We start from the raw sequence: 21,284 nt of genomic DNA on the forward strand, positions 1-21,284 counted from the left end.
GTATTCATTATTTGGTAAAAGTGTAAAAAATACATTTATTTGTAAATCTAATACTGTCAAGAAATAAAACCTTTACGGTTTTACCTAAAAAAGAAAAAAATGCGTTTAAATATTTTTACTAAAGTTTTCATTATCTTTTTGATAACAATTTGCACATGCTCATTACATGCTGCTGAAATCTGGGTTTCTCCACAAGGAAAAGATATTAATCCTGGGACAAAATCAAGTCCGTTGGCGACCGTTCAGATGGCTGTGAGAAAAGCGAGAGAACTACGCCGTCTGAAAGATCCATCCATAAAAGATGGAATTCGCATAATTGTAATGAACGGAACCTATCATTTAAACGAGCCATTATTCATAAGACCTGAAGATTCCGGAACGGCAGAAAGTCCAACGACTATTGAAGCTGATGTCAATGCCAAGCCTATTTTAAGCGGCGGAATCGAAATCAAAAACTGGAAAAAATCAACACTTGCCATAAACGGTTTAAAAATAGGAACAATTTGGGAAGCCGATGCACCTCAGCAGGCGGGCGAAATCATCAATTACCGTCAGTTATGGGTGAATGGCAAAAAAGCCGTAAGAGCCAAAAGTACAGTCGGAACCAAAATGGAGAGAATTCTTTCCTGGGATGCCGCAACCGAAACTTGCTGGATTCCTTTTAAAAACAAATCAGTTAAGTTTGAACCGGGAATGGAAATGTACATCGTGCAATGGTGGGCCATCGCTAATCTCCGAATCAAAAATATTGAAATAGTTAAAGACAGCGCAAGGCTTTCATTCGAACAGCCGGAAAGCAAAATTCAGAGCGAACATCCTTGGCCAGCTCCGTGGATTTCTAAAAATAACGGAAATTCAGCGTTCTATTTAAACAACGGAATCTCGATGCTGAACGAACCTGGAGAATGGTATCTGGATAGGAAAAAAGCTAAAATTTATTATATCCCAAGAAAAGGAGAAGAACTGAATTCGGCTAAAGTTACTGCGCCGGTTTTAGAAAATTTGGTAAAAATTGAAGGAACTCTGGATACTCCGGTACATCATTTTAATTTCAAAGGAATTTCGTTTCAGTACAGCAATTGGCTTCGTCCTTCATATCAGGGACACGTTCCGTTGCAGGCAGGAATGTATTTACTCGATGCCTACAAACTGAAAACTCCGGGAACTCCGAATCAGGCGACTTTAGAAAATCAGGGCTGGGTTGGGAGACCAAGAGCAGCTGTTGAGGTAAATTATGCGAATAATACACTTTTCGAATCTTGTACTTTTGAACATCTGTCTTCTACAGGATTAGATTTGCACCGAGGAACGAATCATAATATTGTCAAAGGAAACCTTTTCAAAGACATTGGCGGCAACGGAATTAATTTGGGTGTTTTCTCCGAAGAATCTTTTGAAGCGCATTTACCTTATACCGTAAAAGATGATAGAGTAGTTTGTTCAGATGAATTGATTACCGATAACTTAATTACCAATGTGGCTAATGAAGATTGGGGATGTCTGGGAATTGCTGCCGGTTTTATAAGAAATCTGACGATTGAACATAACGAAATTTCAGATGTGGCCTATAGCGGTATTTCGATGGGTTGGGGTTGGACGCACACCGAAAACGTGATGCGTAACAATAAAATTCAGCGAAATAAAATTCATCATTACGCCAAACATTTACACGATGTAGCCGGAATTTATACACTTTCAGCACAGGCGGACAGCCGAATTGAAGAGAACTATATTGATAAAGTGTACAACAGTCCGTATGCACACGATCCATTTTTATGGCTGTATTTGTATACCGATGAAGGAAGTCAGGGCTTTACGATTAAAAACAACTGGATTCCAATTCAGAAAATCCTGAAAAACAACAATGGCCCGAAAGGAAATATCTGGCAGGACAATTATGCTTTTGTAGATCCAAAAATCAAAGAAAATGCCGGAATTCGTGCGCCATACAACAACCTATTAGCGAAAGAAGTTGTCGTTGACGAAGCCTGGGGATTGCAGGAAATGCCAAAATCGGTTGCCATAGAATTAATTGGAAAAGATCTGGATATCGAAAAAATTAAATCGACGATAAAAGGTTTCCGAATTGTAGGCGAAGAATTGTACCAATGGGAAAATCATTTGGTAATTTATGGATTGATGAATCAGCCGGAAAGAACGAAACGAAAACTGGCTTTGGCTTTTCCAACAGTGGAAATAAAAATCTACGAAAATCCGGTTTATGATTTTCAGAATTTCCAAAGATGCAAAGATGCCAAAGTAGCTTCTGAATGGGAGAATATCGTTCTGACTGCAAATTTAGTTGAAGACGAAAAACTGCAAAAAGAATACGTGGATTATCATACCACCCAATTCGAAAAATGGCCGGAAATCGCCAAAGGTTTCTGCAACGCTGATTTTCAGCAATTGCAGGTTTTCAAAAACGGAAGACAATTAATGTTGGTGATCAGTATTCCGAAAGGAGAAAATCTGGATAAACTGAATCCAAAAACTACCGAAAACAATCCGCGTGTAGATGATTGGAACGCCTTAATGAAAAAATACCAAACTGGAATCGAAGGCACAAAGCCGGGAGAAGTTTGGATTTTTCTGAACAAAGTTAAAGCAGAAGAGAAAAAGTAGAATAAAGAAAAAATCTGCTCAATCTGCGTAATCTGCGTGAAAAATAAAACTAACAATCTTAATTAACCACACCTCATGTTAAAAATAGCAATCTTAGGACTTGGAGAAGGACGTAGCACGATGTCGGCCGCTTTAGAAAGTTCAAAATTAGAACTTGTAAAAGTGTGCGACAGAAATGAAGAAATCTGCAAGCAAAGAGCAAAAGAATTCGATTTTCATTCATACACAACTAATTACGACGATTTATTAAACGATGAATCCATTGACATCATCGCGATTTATACGCCGGACCATCTGCACGCTCAACACGTAAAGCAGGCTTTACTGGCAGGAAAGCACGTAGTGTGTACCAAACCGTTTATCGATGATCTTTCGGATGCTAAAGAACTATTGGAACTAAGTAAAACAACCGGTAAAAAGGTTTTCATCGGACAAAGTTCAAGATTCTTCGAACCGGCCAAAAGACAAAGAGCCGATTATGAAGCCGGCTTAATAGGTGATTTAATTACGATTGAAGCGCAATATCACGCAGATCACAGATGGTTTTTAAAGAAAGAATGGTCATTATTGCAGTCTTTCAAATGGCTGTACGGAGGTTTGAGCCATCCTGTAGATTTCATTCGTTGGTATCTTCCAAATATTCAGGAAGTAATGGGGTATGGAATGATCAGCAGTAACGGAGCTGTTGCAGGCTTAAAAAACGAAGATACGATGCATTTTATTTTCAAAGCTACAGATGGAAGAATTGCCAGAGTGAGCGGAGTTTATACTTCGCCAACACAGCCAGCTCAAAGAGACAGTGGAATGAGCACAATTTTGAGAGCAACAGAAGGTGCGAGTCAGGCCGATTATCACGAATTGCGTTATGCCGTTACGGACAAAACCGGTGAAGAAAAAGTGATCACCTGGGGAGACAGCACTATAAAATATTATTTCCGTTTTGAAGGGCAGAGCCATCATGGCGGAGAATACCAAAATTATTTAGAATATTTTGTGGACAGTATTGAACAGAATTTTGAAGCCTATCCAAATATGGAAGAAGGCATCGGAACCGTGGCATTATTACAGGCAATGGATAAATCATTACAAACCGGAATGCCAGTAAAAATTGCTGATGTTCTTAACGAATACGGACTATGAACAGCATCTACGATAAGTTAACGACTTTAGATTTTATCATTGTAGCGATTTATCTGGTGACTTTATTGGTTATTGGTTATGTGGTGAGCGTGAAGCAGAGCAAGAAGAACGAAACGCTTTTTATGGCGGGAAATTCCTTGAACTGGTACAACATCGGATTCAATATGTGGGGGACGAATGTCGGACCTTCATCCTTATTGGCTTTTGCCAGTATTGGTTATGCCACCGGAATCGTAGCCGGAAATTTCGAATGGTATGCTTTTGTATTTTTATTGCTTTTGGCTATCGTTTTTGCACCGAGATATATTGCCAGTAAAGTCAGCACGATGCCCGAATATATGGGAAAACGTTATGGCGACAGCACCCAGACGATTTTGGCCTGGTATGCGATGGTGAAAATTTTAGTAAGCTGGCTGTCGTTGGGATTGTTTAGCGGTGGAATTTTGGTACGCCAGATTTTAGGAATTCCGATGTGGCAGAGTGTGACGGTTTTGGTGATTTTCTCCGGAATTTTTACTTACGCCGGAGGATTGAAAGCCATTGCCAAAGTGAATGTTTTTCAGATGATTTTATTGATTGTCGTTTCACTAACCTTATCGTATTTAGGATTACAGAAAGTCGGCGGCATAGAAGCTTTAATTGCCAAAACACCTTCTAATTTCTGGAATCTGGTACAGCCTGCAGACGATGCAAATTATCCGTGGCCTGCTATTTTATTGGGTTATCCGGTGGCCGCAGTAGCGTTCTTTTGTACCGACCAATCGATGGTACAGAGTGTTTTGGGAGCCAAGAATCTGGAGCAGGGACAATTGGGGGTGAACTTCATAGGCTGGCTAAAAGTAATGGCTTTGCCATTGTTTATTTTACCGGGAATTCTGTGTTCCGTTTTGTTTCCGGAATTGGGCAAAAACTCCGATTTGGCTTATATGACCATGGTTACGAATTTATTCCCAAGCGGAATGAACGGTTTGGTAATTTGCGTGATGATTGCCGTTTTGGTAGGCACAATTGGTTCCTCACTGAATGCGTTGAGTACCGTTTTTACGAATGATATTTATGTAAAGAAAATGAATCCGACGGCATCTATAAAAGAACAGATCAAAATCGGAAGATTGACCATTGGGGCAGGTTGTGTATTTGCGATCCTGATTGCTATTGCGATTGACAATATCAAGGGGCAGAATTTATTCAACATCTTTCAGGCAGTTTTGGGCTTTTTGGCACCCTCATTATCTGTGGTGTTTTTGTTGAGTGTTTTCTGGAAACGCACCACAAAAAAAGCTGTAAACGCTACTTTGTCCTGGGGTTCAGCCTTTAGTTTATTCGTAGGAGTTTTGTATTTATGGATTTTCCCGGCAGATAAATACCCGGTTTGGCCACACTTTTTATTGATTTCGTTTTACATTTTTGCTGTGCTTTTAATTGCGGCAGTGCTAATTTCTTTAGTGGATAAAAATCCGGAAGTTAATTTTTCAGATGAAAGGGATATTCCTAAAACTAGTAAAAAGGTGAAACTATTATTTGGTTTGTTGGGGTTGACAATCTTGGTTTTGTATCTTGTTTTCAATTTCAATTAGATGCTAAAGAAAGCATAACAAGTAGATATGTACAGTATTGCACATGAAAAGAAACAATTTTTAAATCCAATTTCCTCAAAACCATTGAATTAATTCAATATTTTTATAAAAAACCATAAGTACCTTGTGCTGTTCAAACTAACACAAAACTTATGAAAAAAATCTACTATTTAATGCTGTCCCTTTTGGTATCGGGATCAGTTTCAGCAGCTACTTATTATGTGACACCAACCGGAAATGCTTCTAATTCGGGTTCGAGTTTTACTAACGCTATGAATTTTAAAACGGCTGTGGGCAAAGCCGTTGCAGGAGATGTTATTTTATTACAGGCCGGAACGTATACAATAGCGTATACTGCCGGTGCTAAAAACACTATTTCGTTTACAAAATCGGGCACTTCTTCAAGTCCTATTAAGGTAGAATGTGTAAACAATGGAAGAGCCGTAATAGATTTTTCGTTTCCGGATCAGGAATGGGTACAGGATTCGTATGGTTTTAGCATTACAGGTTCTTATTGGAGTTTCAAAGGAATTGCCATTACCAGAGCAGGTTATCAGGGAGCATATGTAACAGGTGCCAATACTATTTTCGAAAATTGTGCTTTTTATAACAATCGTAATACCGGCCTGGAAATTAACAAAGGTGGTTCGAATACAATAGTAAAAAACTGCGATGCTTACCGAAATTATGACCCTAAAAAAAAGGGAAGCATGGCTGATGGTTTTGGTCCAAAACAAGAACAGGGACCCGGAAATAAATTCATTAACTGCCGTGCCTGGGAAAATTCAGATGACGGATACGATTGTTTTGACAGTACCCAAAAAGTAACTTTCGAAAATTGCTGGGCAATCAGAAACGGCGTTGATGTGTGGAATTACGGAGGCTTTACCGGAAACGGAAATGGTTTTAAAGTAGGAGGGAATTCTGTTCCGGCTGACAATGTACTGACCAAATGTGTTGCAATAGGACATCCCAAAAAAGGATTCGATCAGAACAACAATACCGGAAGCATAACACTATATAATTGTACAGGATTCGGAAACAACATCAACTTTGGTTTTGGAAATCCGGTGCAGTCGGGAAAGAAACATATTTTTAAAAATAATATTTCATTATCCGGAACAATTTCTATTTCAAATGCTACACAGCAAAACAACTCGTGGAATCTAAGTGTCACTGTAAATACCTCCGATTTTACAAGTAGCAGTACTTCACTTGCCATCGGAGCCCGACAGTCAAATGGGGATCTTCCGACTAACTTGCCTTTCAAATTAGCTCAGGGAAGCGATTTAATTGACAAAGGAACAAATGTTGGTCTTTCTTACTCGGGCAGTAATCCTGATTTGGGTTATTCCGAAAGTAACTTTACAACCGCTAAAAAAATAAATACTGATGAGGTTGAGAAAACAATAGAGGGTACTGACTCTGATTTCACTTTTAATTACTATCCAAATCCGGTAAAAAACATTTTGACAATAGAAGGCAATGAAATTACAAAAGGAGCTGTAATTCAATTGTTTGATTTATCCGGTAAATTGATTGTCAATAAAGTAGTGAATGGAGAGACACAAAACTTAAGTTTAGAAAATCTTCCATCTGGAGCTTATATTTTGACTTTAACAACTAATGGAAATAAAATTAGTAAACGTATTATTAAAGAGTAGAGCTGAAGAATTTATAATTATCCATAAAGTAACTCATAGAAATCCAAAAGCCGCAAATCATAAGACTTGCGGCTTTTAGCGTTAGTAATTGAAGGTTATTTTATATAATTTTTTGATGACATTCAGTCTAAACCACTTTTGCAATTTGTGTATTTACACGAATATTATTAGGAGCGTCTAAGCCTGGTGTTTCATAATTGCTGAATTCTAAATTAACACCCGGTCTAAAAATCAGGCAGTGTGTTGAACCTCCAAAATGAAACATCCCCAGCTCGTCGCCTTTTTTCACAATGTCTCCGGCTTGTACTTTTATTTCGCAGCTGGAAACCTCTGCCATCCCCACAGGCATTACACACATCAATCCAATAGACGGATTATCTGCCTCAATAAATATAACCGCTCTGGTGGCAACTGCAGTTAAAAAGGGTTGTGAATTGTTAGGCGCACTCGAATCGGCTCCCTCCGGATTGTAGAAACCCTGGTATAGATTTTCTAAATAATAAGAACCGTTTACAATAGCCGTTTTTACGATTCTACCGTTTACAGGACTGTGCCAGCGGTGGTAGCTCAAAGCGCTCAAAAAGGCCTGATAAACTGTTCCACCCTCAAATTGAGGTGCTAATGAGTCAAAATTCATCATGTTTTCTAACGAATAAGGTTGTCCTTTTAACCAAAACTGATCCGACAAAGCCACATTCTTAGCCACTTGCAAAGGTGCCGACTCACAAGCATTTACAATAATCGAATCATCATCGGGAGCAGTAACAGGGCGCACATCCGGGCAAAACAATCTCGTGAAAAAATCGTCCCAGCTTTTGAATCCATAATAGGGATCTGAAGGATCCGACTGAAAAACATCAGAAAATGTAGCAGTGACAGGAATCGGATTCGGTTCTAAGCCTAAAGCACCCTTGGCAACTTCCATCATTTCAGATTGTGCCAAATCGCTCAGCCATGCAATTACGTTTTCAGAAGGGTCATTTTCGATCAAAACATATCGGGAATCTTCTGTAACCAAAAATTTAGACCAGTAGTTTAATATTTTTTTCAGCTGCTGATTGACTAATGCGTTTGAAAAAACATCGTACCCAAAATTGGTTGCCATTGGCCATGCTAAAAGAGCGTTAATAGGAAATCCAATCATGCCTGCGGCGGTTTGATTTCCGGGAGCTACGGTTTGATAAGCTTCGGGAGCGGTTTGCATGATTCCGTTGAGTAAAACAAGGAAATCTTCAAAATTCACAGGTTCCGGTTCCCAAAGTAAAGGAGTTCTTTGTTTTAAAAAATGTGCTTCGGAAAACATTCCCTGAACATTGGCATATAAAACAGGGTCTGAGTACACCAGATTTTGAAATTCGGCAATTTCAGGAATGAGCGGTGTTGGATTTTTTTTGACAAATTCCTTGATTTTGAGTGTCCAGTTTTCTATAATTTGCGGGTCCTGAGGTAACCAGCTTCCCAATAATTGTTTTGCTTTGTTGAATGTAGTTGCTTCCATGGTTTTTTTGGGTTAAATTAATAACTAAGATATTTTAGAAAATAACTCAAAAAATTAAATTAGGTATGGAAGCTTATTTTTTTGTTATGAAAGAACTCATATTGCTGGTAGGAAATTAAAGATTTTTGGCGAAGACGTTAATTTTAAAATTAAGAATTGAAACTTGAAAATATGAAAACTTGGTATTGCTTTTTAAGTATAAAAAAACACATAGTCTCCAACAGAGCTCTATGTGTTTTTTGATTAAATGAATGCTGAAATTTGCTCGCAAAGTCGCAAAGTTTATTTTAAAAATCTAAAAAAGAAAACCTTTGCATCTTTGCGAGATTAAAAAATCAGCCCTTTTTTCGACCTTCAATATTCGGCAAAAAGCCGGTAATAACACCAATCAACGGCAGGAAGGCACAAATCTTAAAAACATATTCGATACTGGTCGCATCAGCAATTTTTCCTAAAACCGCAGAACCCAAACCGCCCATTCCGAAAGCAAATCCGAAGAAAAGACCGGCTACCAAACCCACTTTTCCCGGCAGTAATTCGGTAGCGTAAACTAAAATTGCCGAGAAAGCAGACGAAATAATCAGTCCAATAATTACAGATAAAATTCCAACCCAGAATAAAGAAACGTAAGGCAGCATCATAGTAAAAGGAGCAACACCCAATATAGAAATCCAGATGACATATTTTCTTCCAAAACGATCACCAATTGGTCCGCCAATCAAAGTTCCTGCAGCAACTGCTCCCGAAAATAAAAATAAATAAACCTGAGACTGTTGAATCGAGATATGAAATTTATCAATCAAAAAGAACGTATAATAACTCGTAATACTCGCCATGTAGAAATATTTGGAGAAAATCAAAACCAATAAAATTGCTAACGAAGCAATCACTCTGTTTTTGGACAAATGATGCGTTTCGATTTTAAGAGCCGATTTATTAGCCATTCTTTCAGATAAATGTGCTGTGTACCAAAGGGCAATTTTATATAAAGCAAAAATCCCAACCAAAGCAATAATACAAAACCAAGCCACATAACTTTGTCCGTGCGGAATGATAATAAAAGCGGCCAATAAAGGCCCGATAGCGCTTCCTGCATTTCCGCCTAATTGAAAGATGGACTGCGCCAGCCCTTTTTTACCTCCCGAAGCAAGATGCGCCACCCGGGAAGATTCGGGATGGAAAATCGAAGACCCGATTCCGATTAAGCTCACAGATAATAAAAGATACGTAAAACTCGAAGCAATTGAAACAAGGAATAGTCCGGTCATTGTAAATAACATTCCGATAATCAACGAATAAGGTTTTGATTTTTTGTCGGTATACATTCCCACAAAAGGCTGAAGGATAGAAGCAACAATCTGGTAGGTAAAAGTGATAATCCCGATTTGAGAAAAACTTAGATTGAAATTATCTTTCAGTAACGGATAAATGGACGGAACAACAGCCTGTAAAAGATCATTGATCAAATGCGAAAAACTGATGATAAAAAGAATAGAATAGGTAGTTTTTTTGAGTATTTCCGAATTGGTTTTAATGGTCTCCATGAGTTATTTTTAGATTATGACAGATTAGAAATGATATCTGCAATTAATTTTTTTACAAAGGTGAAAATAAATGAGTGTGTCTTAATTACTATATTTGGACAATGAATAACGATGTTCGGACATATAAAGTAGTTGATTTTGGATTTCAGATAAATCCTGACTTACCAGTTGTGGGTTATACCGAAATGGTAACTGATGCCGTTTGTATATCACATTCGCATCCACGGGCACAGCTTATTTATGCTACCAGCGGTGTTATGAATGTCGTAGTCAATAATCAGATTTGGGTTGTAAATCCGCTGCAGGGACTTTGGATTCCGGGTCATACCGAGCATCAGGTAACGTTTCAGAAAGATGTTAATTTATATAGTGTCTATGTCGATCCTTCGTTTATGGATGGGTTGCCGAAAGTCAGTTTTTCTTTTGATATTTCGGTATTTCTAAAACAATTGGTTTTTAAAATCATTTCTTTTGGAACTGATGGAAATATCACATCTCCCAAAAGAAGAATCATCGATGTATTCCTGGACGAATTGGCCTTAATCGAACCAAGTGCCACTTTCCTGCCAACAACCAACCATGAAAGACTGCAAAAAGTAGTGCAGCTTTTGCTCAATGATGTAGCTAGTAAAAATACGATTGAGTATTATGCCGACATATCTTTTATGAGCAGCAAAACCTTATCCCGCTTATTCATCAAAGAACTCGGAATGAATTTCAGCGACTGGCGTACCCGATTGAAATTACTGGAAGCCATAAAACGATTAGGCGAAAAGCAATCCATAAAAGAAATAGCGCTCGATTTGGGTTATGAAACTGCGAGTGCTTTTATTTTTATGTTTAAAAAGCATTTGGGAACGACACCTGCTAATTATATTTTGGAGGATCAGAAATGAGGATATTACTAAACTTTAACTAAAGAAGTTAATAGTTATCTAATTAAATAATCAAATCCCTTGAGTCTGCCAGTTTTCCTAATTCTAAATAAATCTTCTACATAAAAACCATGAGTAACGAAGATTTTTCCATTATCTATTTTGAAATAGGGTTCCGGAAAGTTTTCTATTATTTGTTTTTCAAACCTTTCGTCATAAGTAAATTCAATGGGGTCGACAAAATTTAGCAGTTCCGGCTGATTAACAGAGTCTGGAGTGATTGTGTGAAAAAGATTTTTGGGTTTTAAAGGTGATGCCCATCGGCCTTCTTTTGTCATGTAAACATCGTCAAACAAATATTTAACCTGAATTAATTCGTCTTTATATTGTAAAACATAAAGCAAGCTGTAATCGTATTCGAGAAAACTACTTTTAAAAGGCGAATAATTTTGCGGTAAAGGAGCTGAATGCGCATAGGAGGTAAACTGAATAGTATCTTTTGGATAATCGCCATAAATGTTTTTTACCACTTCATATTTTGCGAGCGTTCTGCTATCTGAAGGAAGATTGCAATGGCCGGGTGGAGAGTTCCAGGCTTTGATTTTTTTACCAACAAAGACGTATAATTTTGTAGGCTTTTCAGGATGTTCCGGCCAGACTTCACAAGGTTCTAATTTTAGTTTTAAATTGAGATTTTTCTTTTTTACTAAATCTGCAACTGCATATTTCTGGGTAATGTGAGCATACGATTCGAAAAATAAACTATCGGTAAGATTGGCTCTGATCTCAAAGTTGCCTAAACTGTCTGTTTGTGTTGAATAGCTTTTATTTGAGTGAAGCTGATTTACGTTTGCATCTGTTTTATGATAATCATATTTAAAATCAGTTTTGTTTTTAATGGCATTTGCTTTTACGGTTTTATATTGTAGGGCATTATATTTTATGAGTTTGTTGATGGTATCATTTACAATTATAGAAACGGTACGGTCTGAATAAGTTCCGGTATTTTGAACATTTCCTTTTATTATCGCTTTTTGAGAAAAAACTATCTGAAAAGTAAATATAAAAAGTAGGATGTATTTTTTCATATTGTGATTAATATTTTAAGAGGTATAAATCAATAGCTTTAGAATTCTGATTGTTTATAAATTTAAAACAAATTACAACAATTTTTTGAGTATTTAATTTATAGAATTCTGTTTTGGTAATTTCACTGAATTTGAATTAATAGTGTTTTAAAATTCTTTCAAAAAAGAAATATTTTGTTAATTTCAGGATGGTGCAGGATACTACAGGTTGTGAAATGTAAAAATAACACTTATCTTTAGTCCCAAAATATCTTTTTTATGCGAAATCGATTTCTAAATTTTAAAAAATTATTTGTTTTTACAGTTTTATTTTCTTCCGTTTTGGTATTTGCCCAGGAAAATAAGCCTGCGACGTGGATTTGGTATCCGGGAGATTTTGAAATTTGGTTAAGCAATAAAATGCAGGTTAGGCGTACAGAACGCGAAGCAGTATTTCCACCGCTTTGGCAATATTACAGTCCGTATGCCCTGGTAACTTTTCAAACCGAAGTAGATATCCCAAAACCGGATGAGGTAAATATCTACTCAGAAGGATCTTTTCAATTACTTTTAGATGGCGTTCAGATTTATGGACAGCCAAAATCAATAAAAATTCCTGCCGGGAAACACAAAATTTCTTTTAAAGTTTACAATCAGGAAGTGTTGCCGGCTATTTATATTTCGGGTCAATATGTTAAGTCTAATGCCTCTTGGCAGGTGACCAATGAAGATAAACTTTGGATTGACGAAAATGGAAAAGCACAGCAATCCGGTACGCCTTGGGTGCCTGTTGGTTCCTGGAATTTTGATTCGCCAGAAAATAAACCTTCCGGATTTAAACTAACAACCAAGCCTTTAAGTTCCAAGAAAACAGAAAAAACAGGCGCTGGTCAGTTGATCGATTTTGGCAAAGAAACTTTTGGTTATATTAAAATTTACGGTTTAAAAGGAAAAGGCAAAGTAGCACTTTATTATGGTGAATCTCGAGAAGAAGCTTTGGATACTGCAAAATGTGAAACCTTAGATCATTTATCTTTTGATGGAAAACAGTCTGAAACTTACACACATAATGGATCGAAAGCATTTCGCTATGTTCAGGTACAGGCAGATGCAGGGGTAAAATACGATTCGATTTCAATGCTTTATGAATATCTGCCATTAGACTATCGTGGCGCATTCAAATCTTCAGACCAACAATTGAATCAAATTTGGGATGTGTCGGCTTACACGATGCATTTAACTTCCCGTGAATTTTTTATAGACGGAATCAAACGCGACCGCTGGGTTTGGTCGGGCGATGCTTATCAAAGTTATTTAATGAATTATTATTTATTCTTTGATTCGGCTTCCGTAGAACGAACGCTGTTGGCTCTTCGTGGAAAAGATCCTGTAACCGCTCATGTAAATATCATTATGGATTATTCGCTGTATTGGTTTGTGGGTGTTTACGATTACTATCTGCACACGGGCGATACCAAATTCATCAAAACTTTTTACCCAAGAATGAAATCGCTTATGGATTTCTGTTTGGAAAGAAGAAACAAAAACGGATTTCTGGAACCATTAGAAGGTGATTGGGTTTTTATCGACTGGGCGAACGGATTACCAAAAACCGGCGAAGTTAGTTTTGAGCAGATGCTTTTAGCCAGAAGTTTAGAAGCTATGGCTGTGAGTGCCGAAATTGCGGGTAAAAGCGAAGACCAAAAACAATATCAGAAATTAGGAGATGATTTAAAAACCAAATTATTTGATGTCTTTTGGGACAAAAAAGAAAACGTGATGAAGCACCAGCGTATCGACGGAAAAATGCAGGATATTGTAACCAGATACGCTAATATGTTCGGTATTTTCTTCAATTATTTTAATGAAGAACAAAAACAAAGCGTAAAAAATAAAGTACTGCTCAATAAAGAGGTACTCCAAATCACAACGCCCTATATGCGTTTTTACGAGTTAGAAGCGTTGTGTGCGATGGGCGAACAAAATTATGTGCTGAAAGAAATGAAAGACTATTGGGGCGGAATGCTAAAAGAAGGCGCAACCTCTTTCTGGGAAGAATACAATCCAACGAAAAAAGGAACAGAACATTTAGCGATGTACGGACGCCCTTACGGAAAAAGCCTTTGCCATGCCTGGGGCGCAAGTCCGATTTACTTATTAGGAAAATATTATTTAGGTGTAAAACCAACCGCTCCGGGCTATTCCCAATACGAAATCAAACCAAATCTTGGCGGTTTAAAATGGATGGAAGGAAAAGTGCCGACACCAAATGGAGAAGTTACTGTCTATTGCAGTACCAAAGAAATCAAAGTAAAAGCAGGCGAAGGAGAAGGAAAATTGATTTTTGAAAGTGCAGGCAAACCAAAAGCGAGTTCAGGAACCATTACAGAATTAGCAAAAAATAAATATCAGTTGATCGTAAAACCAAATGTAGAGTATAAAGTGAGTTATAAAGCTTTGTGAGTAATTATTTAGTTATTAGCTCATAGTTTTTAACATACAGTTTGTCATTCCGACGAAGGAGGAATCACACTCGTAACCACAAAGATTACAACGCCAGTTTTGTCATTTCGACAGAGGAGAAATCTTCGCAAGTAGCTCCACAAAGATTGATCTGCAAAGCGTGCTCAGCAAACGAAGATTTCTCGTTCCTCGAAATGACAAGATTGAAGAAATTCAGAAGTCAATAAAAAATAAAAACCCATGTTTTCAAAAAATATAAAATACAATTTCAAGTTAAAAACTGCTTTCCTAATGCTGTTTGTAATCTGCATTCAAGTTACAGCACAAACCACCGCATGGAAGCCAGCATCATTTGAAATTGTAAAATCCAATTATAAAACATTCAAAACAACGCAATACGCTCATGTATTTTCAGGAAGTAAACACAATATAGTGGGTCTGGCTCCGGAATTACAAGGGCTGACAGGAATTGAACTTCCTTTGGATAAATATAAAAACGGGACAAACTCGCCTTTGCAGTTAAAATTCAAAGAACCGGTTCAGCTTTTGATTGGTCTTTTTCAGGAAACAAATAATAAGGAATATCTTCAGACGAATGCGATAGAGAACGGCAAATTGATTCTTGAAAATGGGGTTACAATCACAGGTTTAGCTCCTGTAAATGTGTATGCCATCGCTTACGCAAAAGGAACACACACAATTTTCCCAAACCAAAAAGGATTGTTTGCCATTTTGGGAGTAATAAAAAGCAGTCAGCAATTGGTTTCCCGAAACGCCGAATTATTAGACGGAAAGCTTTGGAATCCAACTTATATCATCGAAGGATTCTCCGATGAAAAACCATTATTCGAAATCATTGGCGGAGAAAACAAAGCCGTGATCGACGAAGGAATGCCCGGAACCGAAGGAATTCAGGGAGGTTTTGAAGGAGGAAGAGTCGTAAAAGTCGGCGATACTTATCACATGTTTCCAACTGAAAGAGCAGGAGAAAAAGGAGTGGAATATTATTATGACCGTGTAAAAACCAAAATTGGTCACTGGACAAGTAAAGACGCCATTCACTGGAAAAGAGAATCAACAATCTATCAAGCCAGCGGAGTTTATGCCGTAACCGAAGATGATAACCCAATGAATGATCGTCGTGCTGCCATTTGGTCGTATATGCCGGTTTTTAACGAAAAGGCAAACAAATGGTACGGCTATTATTTGGCTTATACGGTTAGTAAAGAGATAGAACCAAACCATTCTTTCGGAAGAATTTGGCGTTGTGAATCTACTGTAGAGGGGATCAACGGAATTGGTGGTCCTTATAAAGATATGGGAATTATCATGGAACCAGGATTGGATTCTCAACCTTGGGAAGGCCGTCAGGGAGTAGCTTCTTTTTTTCCGTATAAAGTCGGCGACAAATATTTCGGATTTTACAGCGGAGCTTATCCATTTGCCTCCTGGGCAGATTATCCGAAGAAATCAGGAAAAGGTTGGTTTGTGGCTTTGGCAGAATCCAAAAGTTTAGAAGGACCCTGGACAAGATTAAACAAAGGTTTGGAACCGATAAAAACGATACATCCGCAATTTGTCGAAAATCCGATTGTGAGTCAATTACCAAACGGATTGTACATCGCTGTTTTTGACGGAGGCCCGGAAGGTTGGGGACATCATTTACCAAATATGATTGGATACACACTTTCAAAAGACGGAATCAATTGGGGGGAAGCGCGCTATTTGCCAATAGAAACCAAAGTAGATAAAACCTGGGATATTATGAGAACGCCATTATGTTTAATTCCTGAAGGCAATGATGTGTACACGATTATCTACAATACAATCGATTTGAAAAAAAGATTTCATCCAACCGGAATGGTGAAAGTGAAATTGAACAAAGATGTGATGGAGTCTAAATTGAAAGAATTGAAAAAATAAATTAAAGTTCTCGCAGATTTGGCAGATAAAGCAGATAAAAAATCCGCTTAATCAGCAAAATCTGCGAGAGAAAAATAAAAAACTTAGAGCCTTAGCACCCTCGTGGCAAAAAAAACATAAAATGAAAATTAAATATCTGATCATAACCATTTCAGCACTTACAATAGTTAGTTGTGCAACCAAATACAAAAAAAGAGAAATCAACGAAACCGTAATGCAGGAAATTTACAATGAAGTAAAAACACCTTACAAATACGGTTTGGTGATGGTGCCAACGGACAACTCCTATAAAATGGATTGCCCGAGTGTATTTAGAAAAGATGGAAAATGGTACATGACGTATTTAATTTATGACGGAAGAGGATACGAAACCTGGCTGGCAGAAAGTGAGAACTTACTAGATTGGAAACATTTAGGAAAAGTAATGTCTTTCTCAGAAAATGAGAAACACTGGGATGTCAACCAAAAAGCAGGATATATTTCGTTGCAAGATCCAACCTGGGGCGGAAGTTACGAATGGAAAAAATACGATGATAAATACTGGATGAGTTATTTTGGCGGAGACAGTAAAGGTTACGAAGCAGGAGTTTTGTCGATTGGAATGGCTTATACCACAGCATCACCGACAAAGCCACACGAATTTAAGAGATTAGAAAATCCGGCTTTGACACCAAAAGATAAAGATGTAAGCTGGTGGGATAACAGTACGATGTATAAAAACAGTGTGATTCGCGATAAAGAAAAATTGACCGGACATAATTTTATCATGTATTACAATGCCCGTGGTGATAGTATAAATCCGGCAAAAGGAGCAGAAAGAATTGGAATGGCGGTTTCTGACGATATGAAAACCTGGAAACGTTTCGGGAAAAATCCGGTATTGAACAATCATAGAGGAATAACAGGCGATGCTTTCATTCAGAGAATCAACGATACCTGGGTAATGTTTTATTTCGGTGCTTTTTGGACAGGTTGGGATCAGGGCGCTTTTAACCGTTTTGCCGTTTCGAATGATTTAGTAAACTGGACCGATTGGAAAGGCGACAATTTAATACAGTCATCAGAACCGTACGATGATATGTTTGCTCATAAATCATTTGTTGTAAAACATGATGGCGTTGTCTATCATTTTTATTGCGCAGTGAATAAAGCAGAACAAAGGGGAATTGCAGTAGCAACTTCGAAGGATTTAGGAAAAAGCCAGTTGAATTTTGTTGCACCTCCTGAAAAAAAGGATAAGAAGAAGAATTAAATATTAAGACACAGTTTGTCATTTCGACGAAGGAGAAATCTCCACAAGTAGCTCCAAACAGAAAGGCTACCAATGTTTGTAGAATATCGCACGGAGATTCCTCCTTCGTCGGAATGACAAAAACACTAAAAATAAAATAATGTTCAAACCATTTCAAACAGATAACTTTTCTAGGTTTCGATTTTCGATACCTAAATCAGTATTTACATTTTACATTTTACTTCTAACATCCTACACAACACAGGCGCAATCCGTAACAGGAGAACCGGCCGGAGTTCCGGAACTTCATAAAAAGTACGAATTTGCACCGTGGGAAGATCCAACAATAACAAGCATCAACAGACAACCGTCGAGAGCAACTGCATATTCCTACACAACTGTTGAAGACGCATTACAAGGCGACAGAACTAAAAGCCGAATCCAAATGCTGAACGGCGACTGGGATTTTAAATATGCGGTTAACTTAAAAGAAGCTAATAAAGATTTCTATAAAACCACCGTTTCAGGCTGGGATAAAATTGAAGTCCCTTCCAACTGGGAAATGAAAGGATATGATAATCCGATTTACAAAAGTGCCGTTTATCCGTTTAGACCCATAAATCCACCTTATATTCCTAAAGATTATAATGGAGTTGGTTCCTACCAACGCAGTTTTACCGTTCCTGAAAACTGGAAAGATATGACAGTGACTTTACATTTCGGGGCGGTAAGTTCCGGTTTTGAAGTGTGGTTAAACGGAGAATTTTTGGGATATGGAGAAGATAGTTTCCTGCCATCCGAGTTTGATATTTCACCTTATTTGAAGGCTGGTGAAAATATAGTTTCGGTTCGAGTGATTCGCTGGGCAGATGGTTCCTATCTGGAAGATCAAGACCATTGGCGTATGAGCGGGATCCAGCGTGAAGTTTTTATTATGGCTGAGCCAAAACTACGCATTCAGGATTTCTTTGTGCAAACCAAATTAGACAAACAATACACAGATGCGATTTTTAAATTGCGTCCGAAAGTAGAGAATTTAACTGGTGAAAGAGTCAAAGTTAAAGATTATACCATGAATGTTCAGTTGTATGATGCCAATAATACGGCTATGTTCAAAGAACCGCTTCAAAGACCGGTGATTGATTTGATCAACGAAAGTTACCCACGTCTGGATAATGTGCGTTTCGGATTCTTTCAGGAAACGATTAAAAATCCAAAAAAATGGAGTTCCGAGGAGCCGAATTTATACACGATGGTCATTTCTATAAAAGATAAAAACGGAAATATTACCGAAGCGAAAAGTTGTAAAGTAGGTTTCCGTTCGATAGAATTCTCCAAAGAAAACGGCAAAATGCTCATCAACGGAAAAGAGACTTATGTTTATGGCGTGAACCGTCACGATCATAATCCAATCCGCGGGAAAGCCGTTACGAGAGAAGATATCAAACAAGATATTACAACCATTAAAAAGTTTAATTTCAACTTTATACGAACAAGTCACTATCCAAACGATCCGTATTTTTATGAATTATGCGATCAATACGGAATCATGGTAATGGACGAAGCCAATCAGGAAACGCACGGAATTGGAGGTAAATTGAGCAACGATCCAAAATGGACAAACGCCTATTTGGAGCGTATGACCCGAATGGTCGAAAGAGATAAAAATCACCCGTCAGTAGTAATGTGGAGTTTAGGTAACGAAGGCGGAAAAGGTCCAAACCACGCAGCAATGTCAGGCTGGGTTCACGATTTCGACATTACGCGTCCGGTACATTATGAGCCGGCACAAGGAAATGCGAAGTTAGATGGATATATCGATCCGCTGGATCCCGGATATCCAAAAACAATCGATCATGCCTATCGATTCGAAAATCCGCAGGATGATTCGTATGTTGATATGGTCAGCCGTTTTTATCCAGGCGTTTTCACACCGAAATTTTTAGTTGACCAAAAGAAAGATACCCGACCAATTATTTTCGTTGAATATTCTCATGCCATGGGGAATTCAGTTGGAAATTTAAAAGAATTGTGGGATGAATTTCGTTCGCTTCCAAGAGTTATCGGAGGCTGCATTTGGGAATTTAAAGATCAGGGACTGGTAAAATTCGATTCCAGATCTGGTCAGAACTATTTTGCTCACGGAGGAGATTTTGGCGAAAAATACCACGATGGAAATTTCAACACCAAAGGGATTGTAGATTCTAATGGAAAACCAAAAGGTTCGATTTTTGAGAATAAATGGGTGTATCAGCCAGCGGTTTCAACTTTAAACGGAAATCAATTAGAAATAAAAAATCGCAGTGCTGTAAAATCTTTGGCAGATTATATTCCAGTTCTGAAAATATTAGAAAACGGAAACGTAATCAAAACGCAGATTTTAAAACCTTTCAATTTAGAGGCAGGACAATCCACAACATTAAATGTGACTCAGTATCTGCCGAAGATGAAAGCAGATGCAGAGTACATTTTGAATATCGAATTTCAGCTTTCGAAAGATGAACTTTGGGCATCAAAAGGGTACGCTGTTGCGGAAGATCAGTTTCTGCTGAAAAAGGCAGCAGTTGTTTTAGAATCCAAAAAAGGAAATCTAAATGTTTCCGAATCAGATTCAGATTTTAACATCAAAGGAAAAGCTTTCGACATCAAAATCAACAAAGCAAACGGAGCTTTGAGTTCGTATGTTTTTAATGGAGAAGAACAGGTTTTAGCACCATTGCTTCCCAATTTCGTTAGACCTTTGACAGACAATGACAAAAGAGGATGGAAATCGCAAAAGCTTTTGAAACAATGGTACAAAGCCAAACCAAAATTGGTTAACGTGAAAATCGATAAATCAGCTTCTGAAATCAAAATCACAAGCGATTACGAAATTATAAAAGACAGTGCGAGCGTAAATGTAGTGTACAACATCAGCCCTGACGGAACAATCAAAGTAGATTATAGTTTAAAAGCATCAAATAAGTTACCAAACATTCCAAAAATCGGAATGCAGATGGGAGTTCAAAGAAAATTCGATCAGATTTCGTGGTACGGAAAAGGAGAACTGGAAAATTACAACGACAGAAGTTTTGGCTCGTTTGTTGGTAAATATTCACTTCCAATACATGATTTCATCGAGCATTATCCAAAGCCACAGGAAAACGGAAACAGAACCGAAGTACGATGGATGGCATTAAGTTCTCCACAAAAAAGCAATGGATTTTTGGTGGTAAATGATACCAAAGTTTTAAGTATGAGTGCGTGGCCGTATACTCAGGAAAATCTAAGTACAGCTACTCATACATATGAATTGAAAGACCCTGGATTTTTGACAGTGAATATTGATTTAATTCAAATGGGAGTCGGAGGAAACGACAGCTGGACATTAGTAGCTCAGCCAATTGAGCAATATCAGATAAAGTCAGGAGACTATCAATATAGTTTTTATTTGACGCCTTTCAGCGGTTCAAAAAATGAATTGGAAAGTAGTTTGAAGAAGTTTAAATATTAGATAATTGATAATTGATAATTGATAATTGATAATTGATAATTTTAAAATTAAGAACTAAAATTAAAAGATACAGTTTGTCATTTCGACGTGAGGAGAAATCACACACGTATATCGACAAAGATTGGAGAAATACGTTGTGGAGTTTCTAGTGTGATTTCTCCTTAAGTCGAAATGACAAAAAAAGAAA

General features: G+C 37.6%; 12 protein-coding genes. 9 read left to right on the plus strand and 3 right to left on the minus strand.

Annotation, left to right across the window (positions count from 1 at the left end):
• Window positions 1–99: 99 nt before the first annotated feature.
• The 4 genes from FLV_RS02745 (at window position 100) to FLV_RS02760 (ending at window position 7,003) form a co-directional block, all read left to right on the plus strand.
• Complete coding sequence (locus FLV_RS02745) at window positions 100–2,622, plus strand: L-rhamnose mutarotase (RefSeq protein WP_243230560.1); 2,523 nt, start codon at window positions 100–102, stop codon at window positions 2,620–2,622.
• A gap of 75 nt (window positions 2,623–2,697) precedes the next feature.
• Entirely contained in the window at window positions 2,698–3,762 is a 1,065-nt protein-coding gene (locus FLV_RS02750; protein WP_243230561.1) for a Gfo/Idh/MocA family protein, read from the plus strand.
• Window positions 3,759–5,339 (plus strand): sodium:solute symporter, encoded by a 1,581-nt coding sequence (locus FLV_RS02755; protein ID WP_243230562.1) that lies wholly within the window; start codon window positions 3,759–3,761, stop codon window positions 5,337–5,339. The genes FLV_RS02750 and FLV_RS02755 overlap by 4 nt, the downstream gene beginning before the upstream one ends.
• 152 nt (window positions 5,340–5,491) lie before the next feature.
• Window positions 5,492–7,003, plus strand: a complete 1,512-nt coding sequence (locus tag FLV_RS02760; protein ID WP_243230563.1) for a right-handed parallel beta-helix repeat-containing protein — start codon at window positions 5,492–5,494, stop codon at window positions 7,001–7,003.
• 127 nt (window positions 7,004–7,130) lie between these two features.
• Here the strand turns inward: FLV_RS02760 and FLV_RS02765 are convergent, their stop codons facing one another.
• Window positions 7,131–8,501: a phosphatidylserine decarboxylase family protein gene (locus FLV_RS02765; protein ID WP_243230564.1), complete on the minus strand. Its 1,371-nt coding sequence runs from the start codon at window positions 8,499–8,501 to the stop codon at window positions 7,131–7,133.
• Between the two features lie 335 nt (window positions 8,502–8,836).
• The gene (locus tag FLV_RS02770; RefSeq protein WP_243230565.1) at window positions 8,837–10,045 is read right to left on the minus strand and encodes an MFS transporter; all 1,209 of its coding nucleotides are present in this window, start codon (window positions 10,043–10,045) and stop codon (window positions 8,837–8,839) included.
• Window positions 10,046–10,146: 101 nt separating this feature from the next.
• Between FLV_RS02770 and FLV_RS02775 the strand changes: the two genes are divergently transcribed.
• Window positions 10,147–10,941, plus strand: coding sequence for an AraC family transcriptional regulator (locus FLV_RS02775; RefSeq protein ID WP_243230566.1), 795 nt, complete (start codon window positions 10,147–10,149; stop codon window positions 10,939–10,941).
• Window positions 10,942–10,976: 35 nt separating this feature from the next.
• On the opposite strand, the gene FLV_RS02780 is transcribed toward FLV_RS02775, so the two are convergent.
• The gene (locus tag FLV_RS02780; protein ID WP_243230568.1) at window positions 10,977–12,008 is read right to left on the minus strand and encodes a hypothetical protein; all 1,032 of its coding nucleotides are present in this window, start codon (window positions 12,006–12,008) and stop codon (window positions 10,977–10,979) included.
• A gap of 258 nt (window positions 12,009–12,266) precedes the next feature.
• Here FLV_RS02780 and FLV_RS02785 point away from each other — a divergent pair, with 258 nt between their 5' ends.
• From FLV_RS02785 to FLV_RS02800, 4 genes are all read left to right on the plus strand, one after another.
• Window positions 12,267–14,450 carry an alpha-L-rhamnosidase C-terminal domain-containing protein gene (locus tag FLV_RS02785; protein WP_243230570.1) on the plus strand — a complete coding sequence of 728 codons (2,184 nt, stop codon included), beginning with the start codon at window positions 12,267–12,269 and terminating at the stop codon, window positions 14,448–14,450.
• A gap of 240 nt (window positions 14,451–14,690) precedes the next feature.
• A complete protein-coding gene (locus FLV_RS02790) occupies window positions 14,691–16,373 on the plus strand; it encodes a hypothetical protein (protein ID WP_243230572.1) in 1,683 nt (560 codons plus the stop codon).
• A gap of 121 nt (window positions 16,374–16,494) precedes the next feature.
• Window positions 16,495–17,625, plus strand: a complete 1,131-nt coding sequence (locus tag FLV_RS02795; protein ID WP_243230574.1) for a glycosylase — start codon at window positions 16,495–16,497, stop codon at window positions 17,623–17,625.
• Between the two features lie 139 nt (window positions 17,626–17,764).
• On the plus strand, window positions 17,765–21,097 hold the full coding sequence (locus FLV_RS02800; protein WP_243230575.1) for a glycoside hydrolase family 2 TIM barrel-domain containing protein: 3,333 nt from the start codon (window positions 17,765–17,767) through the stop codon (window positions 21,095–21,097).
• Window positions 21,098–21,284 lie beyond the last annotated feature (187 nt).

Source organism: Flavobacterium pectinovorum, from assembly GCF_022802975.1.
In the GTDB taxonomy this organism is placed as follows: Bacteria; Bacteroidota; Bacteroidia; order Flavobacteriales; family Flavobacteriaceae; genus Flavobacterium; species Flavobacterium pectinovorum_B.